At 69.1% G+C, this 18,910-nt stretch carries 15 protein-coding genes; 4 read left to right on the forward strand and 11 right to left on the reverse strand.

What is annotated here, in order from left to right; all coding sequences use genetic code 11:
• Positions 1 to 21: 21 nt before the first annotated feature.
• The 3 genes from DB30_RS06165 to DB30_RS06175 form a co-directional block, all read right to left on the reverse strand.
• Complete coding sequence (locus tag DB30_RS06165; RefSeq protein WP_052547040.1) at positions 22 to 831, reverse strand: hypothetical protein; 810 nt, start codon at positions 829 to 831, stop codon at positions 22 to 24.
• Entirely contained in the window at positions 824 to 1,486 is a 663-nt protein-coding gene (locus DB30_RS06170; RefSeq protein WP_052547041.1) for an RNA polymerase sigma factor, read from the reverse strand. Before DB30_RS06170 ends, DB30_RS06165 begins: the two co-directional genes overlap by 8 nt.
• An 82-nt stretch (positions 1,487 to 1,568) precedes the next feature.
• Positions 1,569 to 2,093: a hypothetical protein gene (locus DB30_RS06175; RefSeq protein ID WP_165703645.1), complete on the reverse strand. Its 525-nt coding sequence runs from the start codon at positions 2,091 to 2,093 to the stop codon at positions 1,569 to 1,571.
• Between the two features lie 172 nt (positions 2,094 to 2,265).
• On the opposite strand from DB30_RS06175, the gene DB30_RS06180 reads away from it, so the two are divergent.
• Positions 2,266 to 4,170: a S8 family serine peptidase gene (locus DB30_RS06180; RefSeq protein ID WP_052547043.1), complete on the forward strand. Its 1,905-nt coding sequence runs from the start codon at positions 2,266 to 2,268 to the stop codon at positions 4,168 to 4,170.
• Positions 4,171 to 4,192: 22 nt separating this feature from the next.
• Here DB30_RS06180 and DB30_RS06185 read toward each other — a convergent pair whose 3' ends face one another.
• Positions 4,193 to 8,608 carry a hypothetical protein gene (locus tag DB30_RS06185; RefSeq protein ID WP_052547044.1) on the reverse strand — a complete coding sequence of 1,472 codons (4,416 nt, stop codon included), beginning with the start codon at positions 8,606 to 8,608 and terminating at the stop codon, positions 4,193 to 4,195.
• A 55-nt stretch (positions 8,609 to 8,663) separates the two neighbouring features.
• The gene (locus DB30_RS06190; protein WP_205632918.1) at positions 8,664 to 8,909 is read right to left on the reverse strand and encodes a hypothetical protein; all 246 of its coding nucleotides are present in this window, start codon (positions 8,907 to 8,909) and stop codon (positions 8,664 to 8,666) included.
• Between the two features lie 206 nt (positions 8,910 to 9,115).
• Here DB30_RS06190 and DB30_RS06195 point away from each other — a divergent pair, with 206 nt between their 5' ends.
• Genes DB30_RS06195 through DB30_RS06205 form a run of 3 tightly spaced genes read left to right on the forward strand, consistent with a single transcriptional unit; the run spans position 9,116 to position 11,152 of the window.
• Positions 9,116 to 10,015 (forward strand): hypothetical protein, encoded by a 900-nt coding sequence (locus DB30_RS06195; RefSeq protein WP_052547046.1) that lies wholly within the window; start codon positions 9,116 to 9,118, stop codon positions 10,013 to 10,015.
• A gap of 31 nt (positions 10,016 to 10,046) precedes the next feature.
• On the forward strand, positions 10,047 to 10,286 hold the full coding sequence (locus DB30_RS06200; RefSeq protein WP_052547106.1) for a BolA/IbaG family iron-sulfur metabolism protein: 240 nt from the start codon (positions 10,047 to 10,049) through the stop codon (positions 10,284 to 10,286).
• Between the two features lie 5 nt (positions 10,287 to 10,291).
• Complete coding sequence (locus tag DB30_RS06205; protein WP_052547047.1) at positions 10,292 to 11,152, forward strand: GNAT family N-acetyltransferase; 861 nt, start codon at positions 10,292 to 10,294, stop codon at positions 11,150 to 11,152.
• Positions 11,153 to 11,236: 84 nt separating this feature from the next.
• On the opposite strand, the gene DB30_RS06210 is transcribed toward DB30_RS06205, so the two are convergent.
• From DB30_RS06210 to DB30_RS06235, 6 genes are all read right to left on the reverse strand, one after another.
• Positions 11,237 to 12,829 (reverse strand): GMC family oxidoreductase, encoded by a 1,593-nt coding sequence (locus tag DB30_RS06210; RefSeq protein WP_052547048.1) that lies wholly within the window; start codon positions 12,827 to 12,829, stop codon positions 11,237 to 11,239.
• 80 nt (positions 12,830 to 12,909) lie between these two features.
• Positions 12,910 to 13,740 carry a hypothetical protein gene (locus DB30_RS06215; protein WP_146658140.1) on the reverse strand — a complete coding sequence of 277 codons (831 nt, stop codon included), beginning with the start codon at positions 13,738 to 13,740 and terminating at the stop codon, positions 12,910 to 12,912.
• 181 nt (positions 13,741 to 13,921) lie between these two features.
• A complete protein-coding gene (locus tag DB30_RS06220) occupies positions 13,922 to 14,791 on the reverse strand; it encodes a beta-keto acid cleavage family enzyme (RefSeq protein WP_052547050.1) in 870 nt (289 codons plus the stop codon).
• A gap of 5 nt (positions 14,792 to 14,796) precedes the next feature.
• On the reverse strand, positions 14,797 to 16,845 hold the full coding sequence (locus DB30_RS06225; RefSeq protein WP_052547051.1) for an acetyl/propionyl/methylcrotonyl-CoA carboxylase subunit alpha: 2,049 nt from the start codon (positions 16,843 to 16,845) through the stop codon (positions 14,797 to 14,799).
• A gap of 10 nt (positions 16,846 to 16,855) precedes the next feature.
• Entirely contained in the window at positions 16,856 to 17,512 is a 657-nt protein-coding gene (locus tag DB30_RS06230; protein ID WP_052547052.1) for a DUF4276 family protein, read from the reverse strand.
• Positions 17,512 to 18,906 carry an AAA family ATPase gene (locus DB30_RS06235; protein WP_052547053.1) on the reverse strand — a complete coding sequence of 465 codons (1,395 nt, stop codon included), beginning with the start codon at positions 18,904 to 18,906 and terminating at the stop codon, positions 17,512 to 17,514. The genes DB30_RS06230 and DB30_RS06235 overlap by 1 nt, the downstream gene beginning before the upstream one ends.
• Positions 18,907 to 18,910: the final 4 nt, after the last annotated feature.

Genomic DNA, 18,910 nt, shown 5'->3' on the forward strand with positions numbered 1-18,910 from the left:
GAGAACACAGTGCGCGACGCGTCACTCGGCGACGATGATCACCCGAAACTCGACGCGGCGCCACGCACCCGGTTTGTCAGCCGCTTCGCTGCTGCCCGGGAGTTGATCGGGTTCGGCGATCAACAGGGCGAGGGTCCAGTCGCCAGGCGTGAGCGCGAGGTGGGTATCGAGCTGCCCGCGCACGCGGATCGCCCCCTCTGGAGATGTCTGCGCCGCCAGCTGGGGCGTAAACCGAAGCTCGCCGTCGGCCGAGCGGCCGAGCAGCGCCACCGCGACCGGAGCGCGCACGGGCTCGCTCGGCGTGAACTGCCAGTCAATTTCATCGCTGGCCCGCAGCGTGATCGTGGGCGCCCCCTGGCCCATCGCGTGGTCGGGATCCGAGCGCTGACTGGCCGCGCCCCCCCGCAGTTGGGTGATCTCGTAGTCCGGGACCATGGCCAGCTGCGGGTCCTGGTTGGAGCTTGGGCCCACGCCCGAGACGCCCAGCCAGATCAGCGCGACGGCGGCGGCAGCCGATGCCAGTACGATCGCTATCGCGGCCACCGAGCGACGACGAGGCGCGAGCTCGATCACCTTGGCGGGCTCCGACTCGACCGGCTCCGACTCGGCCGGCTCCGGCGTTGGCTCCGGCGTTGGCTCCGGCTCCACGCTCGCCTGCGGCTCCGCGAACATCGCCTCCATCGCGTCCAAGATATCCGCTCGCTCCGCATCCGAGAACGGCCGCGAGCGCTCGTCCTCGACCTCATCGCCCTCGTTGATCGGGAGGTCGGCGTCCGCGGCGAGGTCCTCGCGTTGGTGGCGTCCGAGCGCATGCAGGAGTTCGTCAGTCATGACTCGCCATTCCCCTTGTCGCCGCGGTGCCCGACGATGATGCAGTCTTTTCGAGGGCGTGGGCGCGAGCCAACTTGCGCGTACGATAGCACCACGCGTTCACGGCTCCGCGGGTCATACCCAGGCTCTGCGCGACCTCGGCGGGGTCGCGCTCTTGCACGAACAGCTGATCGAACAGCTCGTGATCCCGGGTGTTCATGTTTGCATACAGCCGATCGAGCACCGCGCCGAGCTCGGCCCGCTGCTCCAACAAGAGCACCAACTCCGCGTCACCCTCGGTGTCCGTGTCGCCTTCGATCGTGTGGGGATCGATCGGCTCGTCCGCCCACGGGTTGCCCTTGCGCTGGCCAAGAATGCGCGCAACTTTCCGGCGCGCGACCAACCGGACGAAGCTGTCGAGGCTGCGCCCGCGCTGTGGGTCCCAACGCCGAAGCTCGTGCCCATCCCGCTCGAACAGCGAGATGAGCACGTCCTGGACCAGGTCACGGACCTCTTGGCGAGGGTCCCGCTGCTGCGCCGGAGCGAGTCGGCGCAGCACGAAGCTGACCTCGCGCTGGATCGTGTCGAGCAGGCGCCCGGCCAGCTCGCGCCGTGCGACCGCGTTCCCAGCCAGCGCCGCCTGAACCAGGCGCTCGTCGTCCGGGGAGCTAGACACCGATGCTTGATACCAAACCCGCCCGGGGCCCGCGAGTGAACGCTCATGCACAGACCTCGTGTGCCCGGGGTCGAGGTTTCGATCACGACCAGGGGTTGTAGGGGTATGGCATCCCGGTGATCGCCTGAAAGGTCTCGGCCCAGGTGGTGGAGAAATACCAGTAGGTCCAGCCGCCGCCGGCGTAGTAGTCGACAGCCTGCCAGTTGAAGGGCAGCCCGCAGGCCTCGGGGACGATCTCGTCAGCCCACAGATCGTGGACGGGCTTGAACATGGATGGTGCCCCCGCCTCGAGCGCCCACCGAGCCTCCTGGGTGTCGCCATGGACGTCCATGACGATGTCGGCCTGGGCGCTGCCGAGCGTCATGATGCCCACGCAGTCGAGCACTTCGTCATTGTCGTCGACAACGCAGTCCAGGCTGATCGATGTGGCGTAGCTCTTGTTGCCCAGCTGGGCGGTCCCCTGGGCATCCAAGCTGAAGTCGAAGCCGACCGACGTCTTCTGCTTTGCCGACCGAAAGCCGTTCGATATGCTCAGGCTCGCGGCCTGAGCCGTGCTCGCTATTGCCAGCGTCAAGGGCAGCGCCAGGGCGGGCAAGCAGACAGTCAAGATTGTACGGGTTCGCGTGTTCGGTATCATTTTTCAGGTCTCGCAGTGCAGTGGTTGAGGGAGCTCGTGGGTGATCACCGACCCCGTTGCCGACGAGGCCCGCTGCGATGACAAAACAAACCTCCGCTTGCTCTCCCGTCATTGGCGGCCCCGTAGAAGCCAAAGGACAGACATGACCGCAGACACCCGCTTCCTCCGTATCCTCGCCCCGCTCCTGGCGCTGACGGCCGTCGCTTGTGACGACGTCGAGCCCGAGTCGGACGACGCGCTCCTGCGCGCTGGTGGCCTGAGCGACGCGGCGTGTCCAGCCCACCGTCAGATCGCCCGCAAGCTGGTCAAGAACTGCCCGGTCGTAGCCAACTGGCAGGCGACCAAGCTGTTTGCGGGCGCCGGGGGCGTGCTCGGCAACTACTGCACCTACACCTGGCAGGGCGTCCCCGGCCAAGAAGATGTGGCCCCGCTCGTCAACCACCCCAGCTTGGCGGCGGTGGGCTCCGACTGTGAGGTCGTGTTCGAACAGGGCGCGCCCGCCCACGACGCGGTCTGGTCCGAGCTCGATCCCGACATCTTGGATCTGTTTCACGAGTCGATTGGCTGGGCCAGCGCTGCGGATCTGTCCCTCTCCACCTCCGAGGCGTCGCGTGTGCCGGTCGTGGTCGCGGTGCTCGACTCGGTCCCCGAGCCCGCGCCGGCCAACCCGAGCTCGCAGCACGGTGAGATCATGGTCCGCATGATTCAGGACATCGCGTGTCCGCATCCAACCAAGCCGTGTGTTGTCGATGTCGTGCGTGGTCTCGCCATGCCCCGGCTCGCCGCCCAGCAGATCGACCTTGTCAACGGTGGCTACTTCGGCTCGCAGGGCGACACCGCCAAGAGCATCTACGCCGCGATCGAAGACTGGCGGACCACCAATTGGGGCCAACAGACGCCCAAGGTGGTCTTGAACATGAGCCTGGGTTGGGACCCGGAGTTTGGCGAGCTCGCGGTCGACTCGCCCGCTGTGGCCGCGGTCTACACCGCCCTGGAGTACGCGTCCTGCAACGGCGCGATCATCATTGCGGCCGCTGGCAACCAGGGCCACCTGTGCTCCACCGGGGCGCTGCTGCCGGGCGCGTGGGAGGAACACGCCGCCCCATCACAGGCCCGATGCAACGCGCTCGGGGTCGCTTCCCCGGCCCCAACCACCAACTACCGGCCGCTCGTTTACTCGGTCGGCGGCCTCGATCATGCGCTGTCTCCCATGCCGGGCTCGCGCGAGGACGGCATGCCTCGGCTCGCGTCTTCGGCGACCCACGCGGTCGGCCGCGGCGACAGCACGGCGGTGACCGGCACCTCCGCTGCCGCGGCGACGGCCGCTGGCGCGGCGGCGTTGGTCTGGTCCTACAACCCACAATTTCGCGCCGATCAGGTGATGTCGGTCATCTACGACTCCGGCGTGAACACCGGGATGACCGCCGACTACGTTGGCCCCGGTGGCCTCACCAATGTCCGCAAGCTCGATGTGTGCGCGGCGCTCGAGCACGCCTGCAACATGCTCGGGAGCAGCTGCCCGGCCGTGCCCTTCGCCAACCAGCTGTCGTGCATCAACGCCCCGCCGGCCGTGAGCCTGAGCGACCTGTTTGCCCAGCTCGCCCACGCGGTCCCAGACCACGCGCTGACACCCAACTTTGGCCCCGCGGTTCCGTGTCCGGCCAGCTGCGGCTACCCGGAGACCGCATACTTCGCGTCCAGCCAAGGCGCCTGTCCCACGCCGATCCTGCCGGCCCTGCCCTTCGTCGAGCCCCAGCCAACCCAGATCGGCTGCCCCAACTGCACCCTCGATGTCACTTCGAGCATCGTCTATGCGTCGCTCGATCCCGACTATGCCTATGACACGCTGCGCAGCGTGGCCGTGAGCGTGTTCGATGGCAGCGAGCACTACTACTTCGACCTGGGCCCGATCCCGCTCACCGCGACCGAGATCACCACGATCCAGCTCGACCCCGAGCTGATGCCCCCAACCGTCGTCGCCAGTAAGATCTCGCTGACCTTCGCCGAGTATCCGCGCGACGTCACCAACGAGCTGCTGATCAACTGAACCGCGCCCCGCACCCTGTCGGCTACTCCGCCCCGTCTTCGAGCCGGGCGATCAGCAGCTCGTAGGTGCGGCGCTGATCCGGCCGGGCGCGCCGCGAGACTCGCCGCAAGGTCGGCACGATCTCGCGGCCCCAGATCGCCAGCGCGTCGAAGGCCGCGTCGCGCAGCTTGGTGTCGCGGTGGGTCGTGTACGCGAGCACGGCCGTGACGCCGGGCTCGTGGCGGCCGTTGGCCAGGGTCTTCATCAAGCCGGGGATGACCTCGCGGCGGGTCTCGATCGCCAACACCCGGGCGGTCGTGGCCAGGCAGCGCTCGCGCGGGGCGACCTTGCGCAAGGCTCGGAGCGCGGCGCTGCGGACCCGGGCGCGGGGATCCACGCTCAGCTGCTCGAGCGCGTTGGCGGCTCGCTCTCCGTGGTCGCTGAGCGCGTGCACGGCCCGTACGGCAAGGCCGATCTCGACGCCGTGCTCGTCGATCGAGGCGACGAGCTGGTCGAGGTTCATGCTGCGGATGGGATCGTCGAGCAAGACCTCGCCAGCGGAGTCGATCGGGTCGGGCTCTGGGTCTTCCTCGATCAGGTGGGCGACCTCGTCCGGGGCCCGCTCGGCCAGCTCGCGGACCAAGGTCGCCAGCGCCAGCGAGCCGTCGGGCACCAGCAGCCTGACCAAGCCAAATTCGCCGGCCAGCGCCTGGGTCCGCGCGAGGGGGATCAGCAGCGACTGATCCACTGTGGAGATCAGCGGCGCCAGCTCGAGCTGCCCGCGCGACCACGCTTCGACCCACACTGGCAAGAAGCGTTGCTGCTGAATCGCGTCGAGCCGCTCCGCCAGCGCCTGCGCGTGCCGAGAATGCGCGATCGGGTCGGGGGGCGCGTCGGCGTGGATGCCTGGCCACGCCTCGAGGTGGTTGGCGAGGATCCTGAGCGCCCAGGAGCCTAGCTCGATGCTGCCAGCGAGGTAGGCGTGAAGGACGTCAGCCCAGCGCGGGCGGGCTTCCGGCCAGGCCAACAGTCGCTCGGCCGCGCGGGTCCGAAGCTTCGGGTCATCGTTGGTGAGCGCGGTCGAGAGCGCTTCGAGCCGCGCGCGCGAGGGCGGCAGATCACTCGGCGGGCGGCGCTCGGGTGGCGGCTCGGGTGGAACTGGCAGGCCAAGCGGTCGCCCCTGCAAGACCTCCAAGAGCCACGCGTCCGGGCAACCGGGCAGGTGCGCGGCGCTGGGCGAGGGGCAGGCACACACGCTTCGGTGCCACGCCTGGATCTCGCGCCGCAGCTGCTTGTAGACCTCGCTCTCGTCCTCACGCTCGCTCGGCAGCGCGAGCACTTCGGCGAGCAAGCGGGTGCTGTCGCCGACCACGTCGGGCCCGATCCGGCACGCTGCCAGGCACGCGTCGAGATCCGCCCGCGTCCGAACCGCCCCGAGCTGGCCAAGCAATTCATGGCGACGATCACCGCGGACCTCGGCGCACGGCGGCAGCGCGCGCAGCAAGGTCAAGGCGCGCATCCGCTGAGCGGGGGTTGGGCTGACCGGGACCACGCAGCGCTCGATGAACGCGGTGATCAACGCGGCGATCGACTCGGTGGGCGGCGGCGGCTCGGCCTCTGGCTGGTGGGTCAGCGCCAGCGCGAGCTCGAGCAGCCCGTCGAGGTGCTGCGCCTCGCTGTCCGTCGCGGCTTCGAGCACCAGCCCCGCGGCTTGGCTCGCTCGATCATCGCCGGCGAGTTGCTGCGGCCGGATCCACGCCAGCCAATCGGCGAGCCCCGCCCGAACACACCCGAGCACCGGCTGGAGCTCCCAGATCCGCATGCCGACGCGCGCCTCGGCCAGCACGCTCGCCGCCTCGGGCGAGAACCCTTCGAGCCGCAGGCGCCTGGTCGGATCATCCTTGGTTGGCGCGGGCCGAAGCTTGGCCCGGTACAGGGCCTCGGCCAGAGCCTGCTGGGATGCGTCGGCGAGGGTGATCGTGCCGTCGAGCGCGGCCTCGACCAACGCCGCGTGGACGGGGTTCGACGAGCCGGCCAAGCGCAGCGCGGCCGCTAAGCTCGAGGTGCCGCTGATCGCCTCGCGCAGCATTCGCTGGCGCCGATCATGTGGACGCGGCGGGCCCTCGGCGACCAGGGCGTCAACCAAGATCGCGGCGCGGGCGGGCCCCGCCACGGCCTCGAGCGCGTCGAGCAGCAGCTCGCGCAGGCGAGCATTTTCGTGGTGCGCCAGGCCGGCGACCAGCGCGGGCACGCAGCGCCGCGACCCGACAACCCCGAGCGCCTCGGCGGCCGCCTGCATGATCGACATGGACACGCCACGCAGCGAAGCGATGACCATGGGCTCGGCCCAGCGCGCCTCGAAGCGCGCGACGGCGGCCAGGGCCTGGCGAACCAGCCGGCCGTCCTTTGACCCGGTCAGCCGACACAGCGAGAGCTCGAGCCCCGGCGAGCCGCCCTCTGCGGGGCCGTTGTCCGTCCCCTCGTCCGACAAGATCGCCTCGATCGCGGCGCGCTGGACGTTTGGATCGGCGTGGCGCCAGAACGGCTCGATGAAGCGCAGCCAGGGCCCGCGCGGCTGTTGACGCGCGATCGTCTCGAGCAAGGCCACGCAGATCGGCGCCTGGGGCCGCTCGCGCAGCCAGTCGGTCGCCAGCGCCAGCACCAGGTCACGGCCTGTCTCGGGCGCCGCGTCGATCCAGCGTCGCACCGCGCGACCGCTGGCGATCAAGTGTCGGCCGTAGCGATAGATCTGCTGCTCGAGCTCGGGCAGCGAGGCGCGCTTGATCAGGAAGTCGCCGTCGAGCGCGAGCTGGACGACGTGGGCATAGACGATCCGAAACAAGCGCGTGATCTCGGCCAGATGGCGAAGCTCGCCGGCCTCGCACAGCAGCTCGAGGGCCGCGCGCGGATCGACCCGGTGCGACGGATCCGGCGGCCACGCGGCCTCGGTGTAGATCGTTGCGGCGAGCTCGTCGCGAGCCGCCCGCAGGCGCGTGTCCAACAGCCCCGATCGGTTCGGACCTAGGGCCGCGCTCAGCTCGCGAAGCAGGGTTGGCCGCGCGCGGCTCAGGGCCCACGCGGCCGTCAGCGCCCCATCGCGCAGCGGCTCGGGGCAGGTCGGATCCACGAGCAGCGCCTGCAAGCGCGCCGCCGCCTCGGCGCCGCCCTTGACCCGGAGGATCGGGATCACGCGGGCGGGCAGCCGATCCAGCCACATGAGCAGCGGCGCCTCGGCGTCGTACTCGGGCGACGCACCTGCAGCCACGAGCAGCGCCGCCGCCACGCGCAGGTCGACGTCTTGTTGGTTCCCAAGCTCGGTGAGCAGCTCCGCGAGCAGCTCGTGCGCGCCCGTGCCCACGCTCGCGGCCAGGATCCCGGCCCGTCGACGCCAGCGTGGATCATCCCCGCGCTGGCGCCGAAGCTCGGCGAGCAGCGCCACCCGAGCGACGTGGGTGACACGGACAAACTCCTCCGCGGTCCAGCCACGATGCAGATCGAATGCCTCGAGCGCGGACGGGATCAGGGCGTCGTCAATGAACACACCGTGGCGATGAGCCTCGAGCACCAGGTCGTGGGCGCTGGCACCAAACCGCAAGGGATCGGCGACCGCGAGGACCAGCGCGAGCTCGAGGTCCTCACGGGTGGCGACGCTGCCCAGCCCGGCGAGCGCGACGACCAGCTTGGCGTCGTGAAGATCATCAGCACCCTCAGCCTGATCAAACAGCTCGAGCAGCGCCCCGCGTAGCTCGAGGCTCGCCGCCAACTCCACGCAGACGCCGACCAGCTCGAGATCGTCGTCGGCCAAGCCCGCCCGGATCAACTGCTCGCGCTCGGCCACGCTCGTGGGGGACAGCTGCTGCAGCCACTCTTGCGACAGCGCTCGGTAGACGGCGCGCCGCGTCGCGCCCGTCGTCGCCGACGCCAGCGCGACGAGACACGCGAACCCCTGCTCGGGCGTGATTGCGAGATCCGCGACCGCACCGCCAAGCGCCGGGACCACGGCCGCGCGCAGGCGACGATCCTGGGCGCTGCACATCCGCCGAAACAGCGCCGCCGGATCCGCCGCCGCGCTCAGCGACCAGTCCTGGATCGCGTGCAGCAGCCAGGTCTCGTCGAGCTTCGCCAGCGTGGCACGTGACGTGCTTTGGTCACGGCTCGACAGCCCAACTCGCAGCCACGCCGTACGCACGACGGGCTCGAGCGCCTCGAGGTCCAATGGCAGCCGCGGCGCGTGGCTGACCAACGCAGCGGCGAGCGCTGCCAGCTCCAGCGCCAGCTCTGGCGCCAGCTCGGCGACCCGCACTGGCAGCGCAGCCGCGAGCTCATCGAGGCGCTCGGGCACGCCACAGCTCGCGACCGCCGCCCGCACGCTCGCGACCTGGGAGAGCGCGTCTGCAGGATCGAGTCGCGCGATGCGTGTCAGCATCGCGGGGGCGGTGTCGAGCGCGGTGCGTGACATGGCGATCGTCGCCGACTATCGCACGACGAGCGACGCATGCGATCGGCGATCAGGATCACTCGATCGCGGCGTCGTACTGCGCGACGGTCTGCTTGCTGTGCTTCTCGGCGAAGCCGTCCTCGAGCTGCGGGTTGGGATGTGCCTTCGCGGCCAAGGTGAGGCAGTCGGAGTCGTCAATCTCGTCGAGGCACTTGCACTCTGCGTCCGCCCGAGCGTTCAAGCCCTCGGTCACCGCAGGGTCCATGTCGGGCTTGCAGGCGAGCAGCACAACCGCCACGGTGGAGATCAGGGCGGCGCTCATCGGGCTGAGCACGGGCACCAAGCTACCGCGTTCGCTCGCTCGGGTTCGGCCAGGTCGGGCGAGGCTTCTGGCGCGCTCGCGGGCCGCATGCGTGGACGGGGGCACCTCGGCCAGCGGTCGTCGGCAACCCGCGACGGGCTGCGATTTCGCTCACGATGCGGCGGCGTTGCGAGGACGCCCGGATACCGATGTACCATTCGCGGGACATGCCCTCGCGCTCGACCTTCGTCATGGCGGTGCTCGTTGGCGCCAGCCTGACGCTGGCTCCGGTCCCGAGCTTGGCCGGCCCCGGACCAACCGAGCAGCCCGCCGAGGATCTCAGTCAACCAACCAACCCCGCGCAGCCAGACGCCGACCCACCACCCACGCGGGGCATCGTGCTGCCGCCCCCCACGCTCGACCCGAACAACTTGCCCCAGCCCGAGTCCGAGCCAGGCATCGAGTTTGCCGTGCCGCCGCCCGAGTCCGAGCCCGAGCCCGACGAGCCAACCGATGTCGTGCCCGGCTACATCGCCGAGTTCCCCGATCCCGGCCACGCACCCAACGACGGCCACAGCACCCTCGCGCTCAGCGGCACCACGCTCATCTTGGCCGGGATCGGCTTTGGGGTGGGCTTGACCGTTGGCCTGCGGCGCAGCGTCCCGCTCGAGTGGCTGTTGCCTTCGACGATCGTCCCAACGGTGGGCGTGCTCGCGTTCTCGGCTGGCGGGCTGTACCAGGGCATCAAGCTGGCCCAGACCTATCGCCGCTGGGAGATCGGCCACCGAGTGATCGGCTCGCCCCAAGGCGGCGGCTTGCGGGTCGGCGGCTCGTTCGCGTTGCTTGGCGCGATCGGCTTCATCTCGTCGGGTGCGTTCGCGCTGCGTGACCGGCAGCTCGAGTTTGGCGGGACGATGCTCGCGATCGGCTGTGCCGCGGCCGTGGCAACGCCGATCATGTTCGTCGTGGGCGCGGTCTACCAGCGGGACTACGAGCGCACGGGTGGGTGGCGACGCCGGCCGGTCCCGCCGCTGCCGCCCGGGGCCGAGGGCGCGCAGCTCCAGCTCATGCCCATGGTCGTGCCGCTGCCTGGGGGCGTGGGGCTTGGCGCGGCGGGTCGGTTTTGAGGGCGCGCGGCGGCGTGTCATCATCGCGGCCATGAGCGAGGACATTGCCAAGCAGCTCCACGCTGCGATCGCCAGCAAGCTGCCCAACGCGGTCATCGAGGTCACGATCGGCTCGCCCGGACACTACGCGCTGGCGGTGACCTCGGCCGAGTTCGCGGGTAAGAAGCCGGTCGCCAAGCAGCGCCTGGTGTACTCGGCGATCGCCCACTTGATGGCCGGCGACGCGGCGCCCGTCCACGCAATCGACAAGCTGATCACACGCGAGCCCTGAGCTGCGTGGCCTACCCTGCCAACCCGAATCTGCGCGCCAGCACGCTCGCGTTGTTGAGCGGGATCTGGACCAAGCTGCCGGCCGCGGTCGCACGCGCGCGCGCGTGGGGAGCCGACTGGTGCGAGCGCTCAACGCCCTTCATTCACACGATTGACGGCGAGGTCGTCGCCCACGTCGGCGTGCTCGAGATCCCGGTCGTGATCGACGGGCGCGCGCAGACGGTCGCGGGTGTCCACGCCGTGTGTACGGCCGCCGAGCTGCGCGGGCGCGGGCACATGCGCGCGTGCATGGAGGCCGCGCTGGCGTGGATCGACGCCCGCCATGCCACCGCGATCCTGTGGGCCAACGATCCCGCGATCTACACCCGGTTTGGGTTCGCCAGCCAGGCAGAGTCGATCTTCGTCGGCCCCGTGGTTGGCGGCCGCGAGGATGGTGTTCGCTTGCTCGCCCGCGACGACCCCGCCGACATGGAATTCCTCACCGCGCAGCTGGCCCGGCGCAGCCCGGTGTCCCAGCGGGCGGCAACCCATGAGCCTGGTTGGCTGGCGCTGATCGACCTCGCGCTGTGGACCACGGGCCCGAGCTTGGCGTGGATCCCCGCGCTCGAGTGCGTGGTGGTGTATGCGGTCCGCGACCGGTTCTTGGATCTCTACGATGTGATCGGCGCAAGCATCCCGTCGCTCGCAGACATCGCCGCGCACGTGGGCCCGGGGGTGGACACGGCGATCACCTACTTTTGCCCGGACGCCCTGGGTGATCACACGCTGGTCGCCGAGCCGACCGTGCTCATCGATCAGCTCATGGTCCGCGGCGCGTGGCCAAGCGACCCGCAGCCGCTCGCCTTCGCCCCGCTCGGTCGCTGCTGAGACCCGCACAGCCATCGCACTTCGCCACCTGCGGCGGGCGTGATGGATGCCAGGCCACGCCGACCCGCTCGAGTTCACGCGGCGCTACGCGTCACCCAACAACAGATCCGCCGCGCGGTAGCCAATCAGCATGCTCGGCGCGTTGAGGGCCGAGACCGGCACCACTGGCATGACCGATGCGTCGGCGATCCGCAGCCCCTTCACGCCCCGCACCCGCAGCTGTTCATCGACGACGCCACGATCCTCGCAGCCCATCGCCGCCGTACCCGCGAAGTGATAGGTCGTCATCGCGTTGGCCCGCACAAAGCCCTCGAGCAGCTTGGTCGAGCGCGCCCACTTGCCGGGGAACAGCTCCCGCGCGCCCCAGTCACGCAGCGCCTGGGCGCCCGTGATCCGCCGCGCGAGCTCGATCCCCGCGACCAGCGTGGCCAGGTCTTCGGGGTCGCTCAAGTAGGCCGGATCGATCAACGCCTGATCGCTCGCCCGCGGCCCACCCAGCTTGACCGTGCCGCGGCTCTTGGGCTTGCCCAGGATCACGACCATCCCATACAGCTGCGCGACCACGCGCTGCAGTCGCTGGCTCGCAAAGGCCAGCGACACCGCCCCGCGCACGCCCTTGGTCAGCGGCGCGCGCTCGCGCAACACCGGCGGAAGCACCAAGGTCGGCAGCATTCGCATCATCATCTCGCGCAGGCTCGAGCGCGCCGGGTAGAACACGTAGCAAGTGTCGGGCTGGCCCGGGCGAAGATCGCTGGCTGGGTTGGCGCGGTGAAACCCGTAGAGCTGCGGGTACTTGGCGTCGACGTCACGCCGCCCGCGGTAGAACAGCGTGACGTTGGGATGATCCTGGAAGTTCTCGCCGAGCGCGGGCTGGTCGAGCCGGACCTCGATCCCGTGCTGGCGAAGCTGCGCCCGCGGGCCGATCCCCGACAGCATCAAGAGCTTGGGCGTCTCGACGGCGCCGGCACACATCACGACCTCTTTGCTGACCGCGACGCAGTGCCGGGCCCCGCCCACGCTGTACTCGACCGCCGACGCCCGACCCTCGGCGTCGATCACGATCCGCTCGACCCTGGCCCCGGTCTGCACGTCCAAGTTTGGCCGCGAGAGCGCCGGCTGCAAGAACGCGACATAGGAGCTGCGCCGCTGCTCGCCCCGGTAGTTCATCCACTCGTAGCCCAACACGCCGTCGAGGTCGCCGTCGTTGAGGTCCGTCGCGCGCCGAAACCCAGCTTCGACCGCGGCCTCGATGCACGCCTGGGTGAATTCGGTTGGATCGCGGCGGTGCGGATCCAGCACGCGCTCGAGCCCTTGGTAGGCCGACTCGAGCGCGGACCAGCGCCAGCTCGGTACCTGCCAGTCGTCAAAGTCCGAGACCGAGCTGCGCAGGTAGACCATCGCGTTGATCGCCCCGCTGCCCCCCAGCCCGCGGCCGCTGCCAACGAACAACGACTTGTTCATGCACGCGCGCTGCGGCGTCGTGTACTTGGGCCACATCACCCGATCGTTGATGAACGCCTGCTTGTAGCCGTCGACCGTGAGGGTCTCGGGGTTTTGCTCGCCGCGATCTCCACACTCGAGCAACAGCACGCGCGCGTCGCTGTCCGTGGCCAGGCGGGCCGCGACCACGCAGCCGGACGAGCCACCTCCGACGACGACATAATCGTAGCTGCGCATGCGGCAGCGATGGTCGTGAGCCCCACTCGAGCGGTCAACCCAGACGGGCCGGGGGTGTGCAGGGGGTCACGTCTTCGCCATCAGAACCGCCCGGAGATCGACAGGCCGCCGCCACCTTTTAGCGCCATGGTTCCAGGCATCAGGTAGCCGGTCCGCTCCCAGATCGTGAACTGCGATCGCCTGAACATGCCGCCCGCGAGCAGGGCCACGCCCGCGAGCGAGAAGCTGCCAAGCAGGGCGGTCGGGATCCATTCTTCGATGTCCTGGTCCGACTGCCTGATCACCGTCTGCGCGGTGATGACCGTTGGCACTGCAAATGTGACAGCCGCGACCGCGCCACCGATCATCATCCCCGTACCCGTGTTGGGCGGCTGGAGTTGGTTGCGACTCACCCAATTGCGATATTTTTTGTTCGCGCGGGCCCCGTCGGCCAGCATCGTAGCGCTAAACAGCCCAACGGGAAGCGACGACAGGCCGATCGCCAGCGCCTGCTTGCGATCGACCTCGAACCAGCCCGGTCCGGCCATCCCGGCGACGGCCATCGCGAGGCTCCCCGCCACGCCCAGGGTGCCAAGCGCGATCAGCCCGCTGCCCGAGTGGGGGCGCTTGCTGTCGACGACTCGCGGTCCGGCGTCGATCGTGACATCGGCGGTCTGCGCCTCGAAGATCGGCGCGGGTGCGGTCTGCGGATCCACCTCGATCGGCGCCGACGCATCGGTGGGATCGAGCAGCTCGGCGTCGCCGAGCCCTGGCTCTGGCTCCGGCTCCGGCGACACCACGATGAAGTGGCCGTCGCTCGGGCTCCCCTCCGCGCCCGGGTTCGGCGACGCCGCCGACGCGCGGCCGATCGGCGCGAGACCAAGTCCCAGCGCGACTGTGAGCGCGATGAACCGCGCACTCCGAGACTGCATCCATCCAAACATGCCCAGGTGGTCGCCAACCCCCTGGGTGCGGTTCAGCCGACACCGCGTGTGCGCGCGCCGATCCTTCGCTGGTGTCCGAGTGAATATCGCGACTTGATTGGGATCAACGAGCCGCCGCGGCCACGATTGAACCGATCACGTGCGAGCGAGACACGATTGCGCCGGACTTCTACGCAGCCGGCCGCAAGCCGAGGATCTGCCGGGCCTCGTCGGGCGAAGCGACCTCGCGCCCCGCCGCGCGGGCGCACGCCGCCAGCGCCTCGATCAGCGGCCCATTGCCGCTCGTCTTGTCCCCATTCGGCAGATAGAAGGTGTCCTCGACGCCCGTCCGCAGCTGCCCGCCAAGCTCGGCGGTCCGTTGGTGCAGCGGCCAGATCTCTTCGCGCCCGATCGCGGTGACCTGCCAGGTGCTGGGCTCGAGCCGATACTCGACCAGCAGATCCAGCAAGCGCGGATCCGTGGGCATGCCCGAGGCGACCCCCATCACGAAGTTGTAGTCGGGGTGATCGGTCAGCCCCGCGCGCACGAACAGCTCGATCGAGCGAACGATGCCGACGTCGAAGCACTCGAACTCCGGCATCGCGCCGGTCTCTGCCATCACCTTCAAGAACTTCTGGACCTTGCTGACCGGGTTGTCGAACATCATCGGTGGCCAGGCCCACTGCCCGTTGCTGCGGACCTTGAGGTAGTTGAGGCTGCCCGCGTTGCAGGCCGCGATCTCGGGCTTGATCCGGCGCATGCACGCCTCGGGGCCGGAGATGTCGTTGCCAATGACCCCGGTGCTCATGTTGATGATCACCCCGGGGCACGCCTCGCGGATCGCGTCGATGATCGCGCCCGCGACCTCGGGATCCCAGGTCGGCATGTGGCCCATGTTGGGGGCCTGATCCCGAAAGTGCACGTGCATGATCGACGCGCCAGCGTTGAACGCGTCCTTGGCCGACTGCGCCATCTCTTGGATGGTGACCGGGACCGGGTGCTGCTTGGGGTTGGTGAGGACGCCAGTGATGGCGCAGGTCAGGGCGGCTTTGTCGGTCATGGGGATCAACCTTGGGTGGGGCCTTCGGGGGTGGCTTCGGGGGTGATGATCACCAGCACTTGGCCCTTGTCGACTTGATCGCCGACGGCCGCGCGCAGCTCGGTGAGGGTGCCCGCGATCGAGCTGGTGATCGTCGACTCGATCTTCATGGCTTCGAGGGTGAGCAGCCGCGCGCCGGGCTCGACGCGGGCCCCGGGCTCGGCCCACAGCGCGAGCACGCGGCCCATGGTCGGGGCCCGCACGCGGCCATCGCTGCCGTCGCTGCTTGCGTGGTTCGTGGTCTCGTGCGGGCGGTGCTCGGCGAACTCGTGGGTGCTGCCGTCGAGCTCGACGAGCAGCGCGTGCTCGGCCGTCCACGCGTAGTGGGCTTGGCGCTGGCGGCCGTCACAGTCAAAGCGCAGGCGCAGGCCATCGTCGGCGAGCACGGTGAGCTTCGCTGGGTTGGCGCCAGCTTGCTCGACCGTCCAGCACGCGCGCTCGTGGGCTGTGGGCGCTGGCTGCAAGCTCAGGGCGGTGATCTGCTCGCCGCAGCGCAGCTCGATCGCCGAGCTGCTGGTGTTCGCGCTGTGCCACGCCACCGGCACCCCCGCGCGTGGGTGCGAGTGATCGCGCAGCGCCTCGAGCCAGATCACGGCTGCGAGCGCGAGCGCCTCTGCGGGCGCGGGCGCGGGCGGGACCAGCAGCGCTCGACCGGCCTCGGACTCGACGAACGCGGTCGTCACCTCGCCGGCCACGAACGCCGGGTGCTGCAGCAGATCGACCAAGAACCGCTTGTTGTGCGCAGGCCCAAACAACACAGTGTCGCGCAGGCCAAGCAACAAGCGCCGCCGGGCCTGCTCGCGGGTGTCGCCGTACGCGATCACCTTGGCGACCATCGGATCGTAGTCGCTGCCGATCTGCTGCCCGCGGCCGCGGCCGACGAGCAAGCCATGATCGACGCGCAGGCCCTGGTTGTCCGCCGGGCGCCAGGCCAGGACCTCACCCGTCTGCGGCAGGAACCCGGCGTTGGGATCTTCGGCGTAGAGCCGAACCTCGATCGCGTGGCCGCGCAGCAAGATCTGCTCTTGCACGAGCTGCAGCTCGTGCCCAGCCGCGACCTCGAGCTGCCACTCGACCAGATCCAGGCCCGTGACCAGCTCGGTGACCGGGTGCTCGACCTGCAGGCGGGTGTTCATCTCCAAGAAGTAGAACGCGCCGTCGCTGGTCAGCAGAAACTCCACCGTGCCGGCCCCGACGTAGCCCACCGCCTTCGCAGCCGCGACCGCGGCCGCGCCCATGCGCGCCCGCAAGTCCTCGTCCACGACCACGCAGGGCGACTCTTCAATGATCTTCTGGTGGCGTCGCTGGGCCGAGCAGTCGCGCTCGCCCATGTGGATCGCGTTGCCGTGGGCGTCGGCGAACACCTGAATCTCCACATGCCGGGCGCCCTCGACCAACTTCTCGAGCAGCAGCTGCCCGTTGGCGAACGCGTTTTGAGCCTCGCGCGAGGCGCTGGCGATCGCCGCCTCGAGCTGCTCGGGCGCGTCCACCCGCCGCATGCCCCGACCACCACCGCCGGCCACCGCCTTGAGCAGCACCGGGTAGCCGATCGCATCGGCCTCGGTCTGGAGTTGCGCGAGCGTGGGCTCGACCCCCTCGGGCGCCTGGTAGCCGGGCACCGTGGGCACGCCCGCCGCGATCATGCGGGCCTTGGCCAGCGCCTTGTCACCCATCGCCTCGATCGCCGCCGGCGGCGGGCCAACGAACACGATGTTGGCGTCGGCGCAGGCCTGGGCGAACCCGGCGTTCTCCGCCAAGAACCCGTAGCCGGGGTGGATCGCGTTTGCGCCGGTCCGCTTGGCGGCCGCGAGGATCGCCGGGATGTTCAGGTACGACTCGGCGGCTGCGGCCGGGCCAATGTGGACCGCCTCGTCCGCGAGCGCGACCGCGAGGCCGTCGGCGTCAGGGGTGGAGTAGACCGCGACGGTCTCGTAACCGAGCGCGCGGGCGGTGCGGATCACTCGGGCGGCGATCTCACCACGGTTGGCGACGAGGAGCTTGGTGAAGGTGGGCATGGGTGATCAATCAATCGGGCAGCTCGCGCTGCGCGAGCCAGGCACATGCAGACTCCAACTCCTCGAGCAGGCGCTGCCAACTGTCCAGCTTCGTGACGGGGCCGTCGATGTCGAGTTGCTCGAGCAAGCGAGCTCGGAATTCGCCGAACTGTGTGTTGGTGAGGGTCTTCAGCTTGTGTTTGCGGCTGCTCAGGCTCGCGCGAGCGAGCGAGTCGCGCAGCGCCTGCTTGGGGTCACTGCAAGCTTCAATCTGGGCCGGCTTCCTTGGCAGGCCCAGGTCGTTGCTCCGCCCAGGATTACCAACGACATCGCGAAGCGGCCGTGGGTCCGCCAGCAACCAAGCCTCGGTCTCTCGAACCGGAATCACCCGCACGCAACCCGGTGAGCCGGGACAGCTCGCTAGCGCCTCGTCAATCTCGGCTCGACGAGCCTCCAGGCCCGCCTGGTCGGCGTCTCGGTGAATGAAGAGAAGATCAAAGTCGGGGTCGTGGGTCAGCAGTGTTTGAATCCGCGGACCAAGCTGCTTTCCAAGTCGATCGAAATGGACCAGCAGGTCCTGGGCCCACTCGATCTCGACCTCATCGACACCAGCGCGCCGGCACAGCTGCTCGAGGACCCCAATCAGGGCCCGCTCGCTCTTACCCTCCGCGATGAAAGCTGCGCGCATTAACGATCCTCGTCAGCCGCGTGAGAGGTGGTGACGGCGACCGCTTGGGGGTCCAGATAGCTGTAGATGGGCAGCGTCACGCCCCGAACGCCGGCACGGCAGCGCCAAGTCTGACGAATGGGGTGCAATCGAAGCGCTCGCGCGTCGCGTCCCTTGGGTCCCGAGATCAACGCAGTCGTGGCCATCAAGAGGTCGCCCTTGCGACGCGCGTAGACCTGCTTGACGAGCTCGGCCGAGTGGGTGTTGACGATCACCTGTCGCAGCGGAATCCCGTCATGCTTCCCGTGCGCTTGCAGCTCCTCACTCACGTCCACTTCGGCGTCCGTGGCCAGATCAACCAGGTTGTCTGCCAGCTCCGTGAAGCGCCGGGGATGGACGCCGTTTTCGGGCTCTTCGATGCACGAGACGTGATCCCCACCTTCGTGTCCGAGCAATAGCAAAGCGAGATAGCGGAGCGTGCCGTCGGAGAGCTTGCGCGCCGAGATCGTCTCGCCACTTTGCGTGGTCGCGCGAATTGTCAGGAGCTGACGCTCGGTGTCTTCATCCACCCAAATTTTCCGCAGCGACACAATCGGCCCGAGCTTTGCGACGAGCTCGGCGGACAATAGGTCTGCAGCGCTCACGTCGTCGTGCGCCGAACCATCGGGGCGGGTGAATTTCATCATCAGGAGCGGCAGGTGCTCGCCGCTCGCGCTCAGACGCTGCGCAGACCCAATGACGTGGGGCTTGCGAAGCTCGCTGGGTTCGAGCGCAAGCCGCCGCCAACTCAGCATCTGCTCCCGCGCCGCGAGGATCTCCGGGTGCTCGATCGTATTGTAGAGTTGAAGCGTCGTCTTTCGAGCCGAGTCGAGGTTTGGCGGCAGGCTTGCGTCCGGCATCGACCCCGCCGCGAGATCAAAGATGACCTTGGACGGGGTCGCGTCGTCGAGCCGGTGCGCCACGGCGAAGCTGGGATGGTGCGGAAAGTGAACAACCTCCGAAGCCGACGCGCCCCCCACCACGATCAGGCGCTCGCCCGCGAGTCGCAGCCGGCCATTGAAGGTCAACTCCACCTCGTAGCGTAACTTGGGGTTGCGCAGCTTGTCCGCGCGCCCAAGGCCATCGGCGACCGAGCCGTCCACGATCATCTCTACCGCGATGTGTATGCGGTCGGCCCAGACCTCGCCGTCGTTCCAAAACAGCGCGCGCGCAGACTCATGCGAGCCCAGCGTCGCGCGAACACGGCTCGCGGCCTCTTCCAGCGGATACTCCGCCAGCAAGCTCAGAAACTCGATCGCATCGAACAAGTTCGACTTCCCGACCGCGTTGGGCCCCGCGATACACGTGAACGGCCCAAACTCCGCCGAGAACCCAAGCAGGTTCTTGAAGCCGTCAACCTCGATCCGGGTGAGCATGGCC

The sequence above is a fragment of the Enhygromyxa salina genome (assembly GCF_000737335.2).
GTDB classification, from domain to species: Bacteria; Myxococcota_A; Polyangia; order Nannocystales; family Nannocystaceae; genus Plesiocystis; species Plesiocystis salina_C.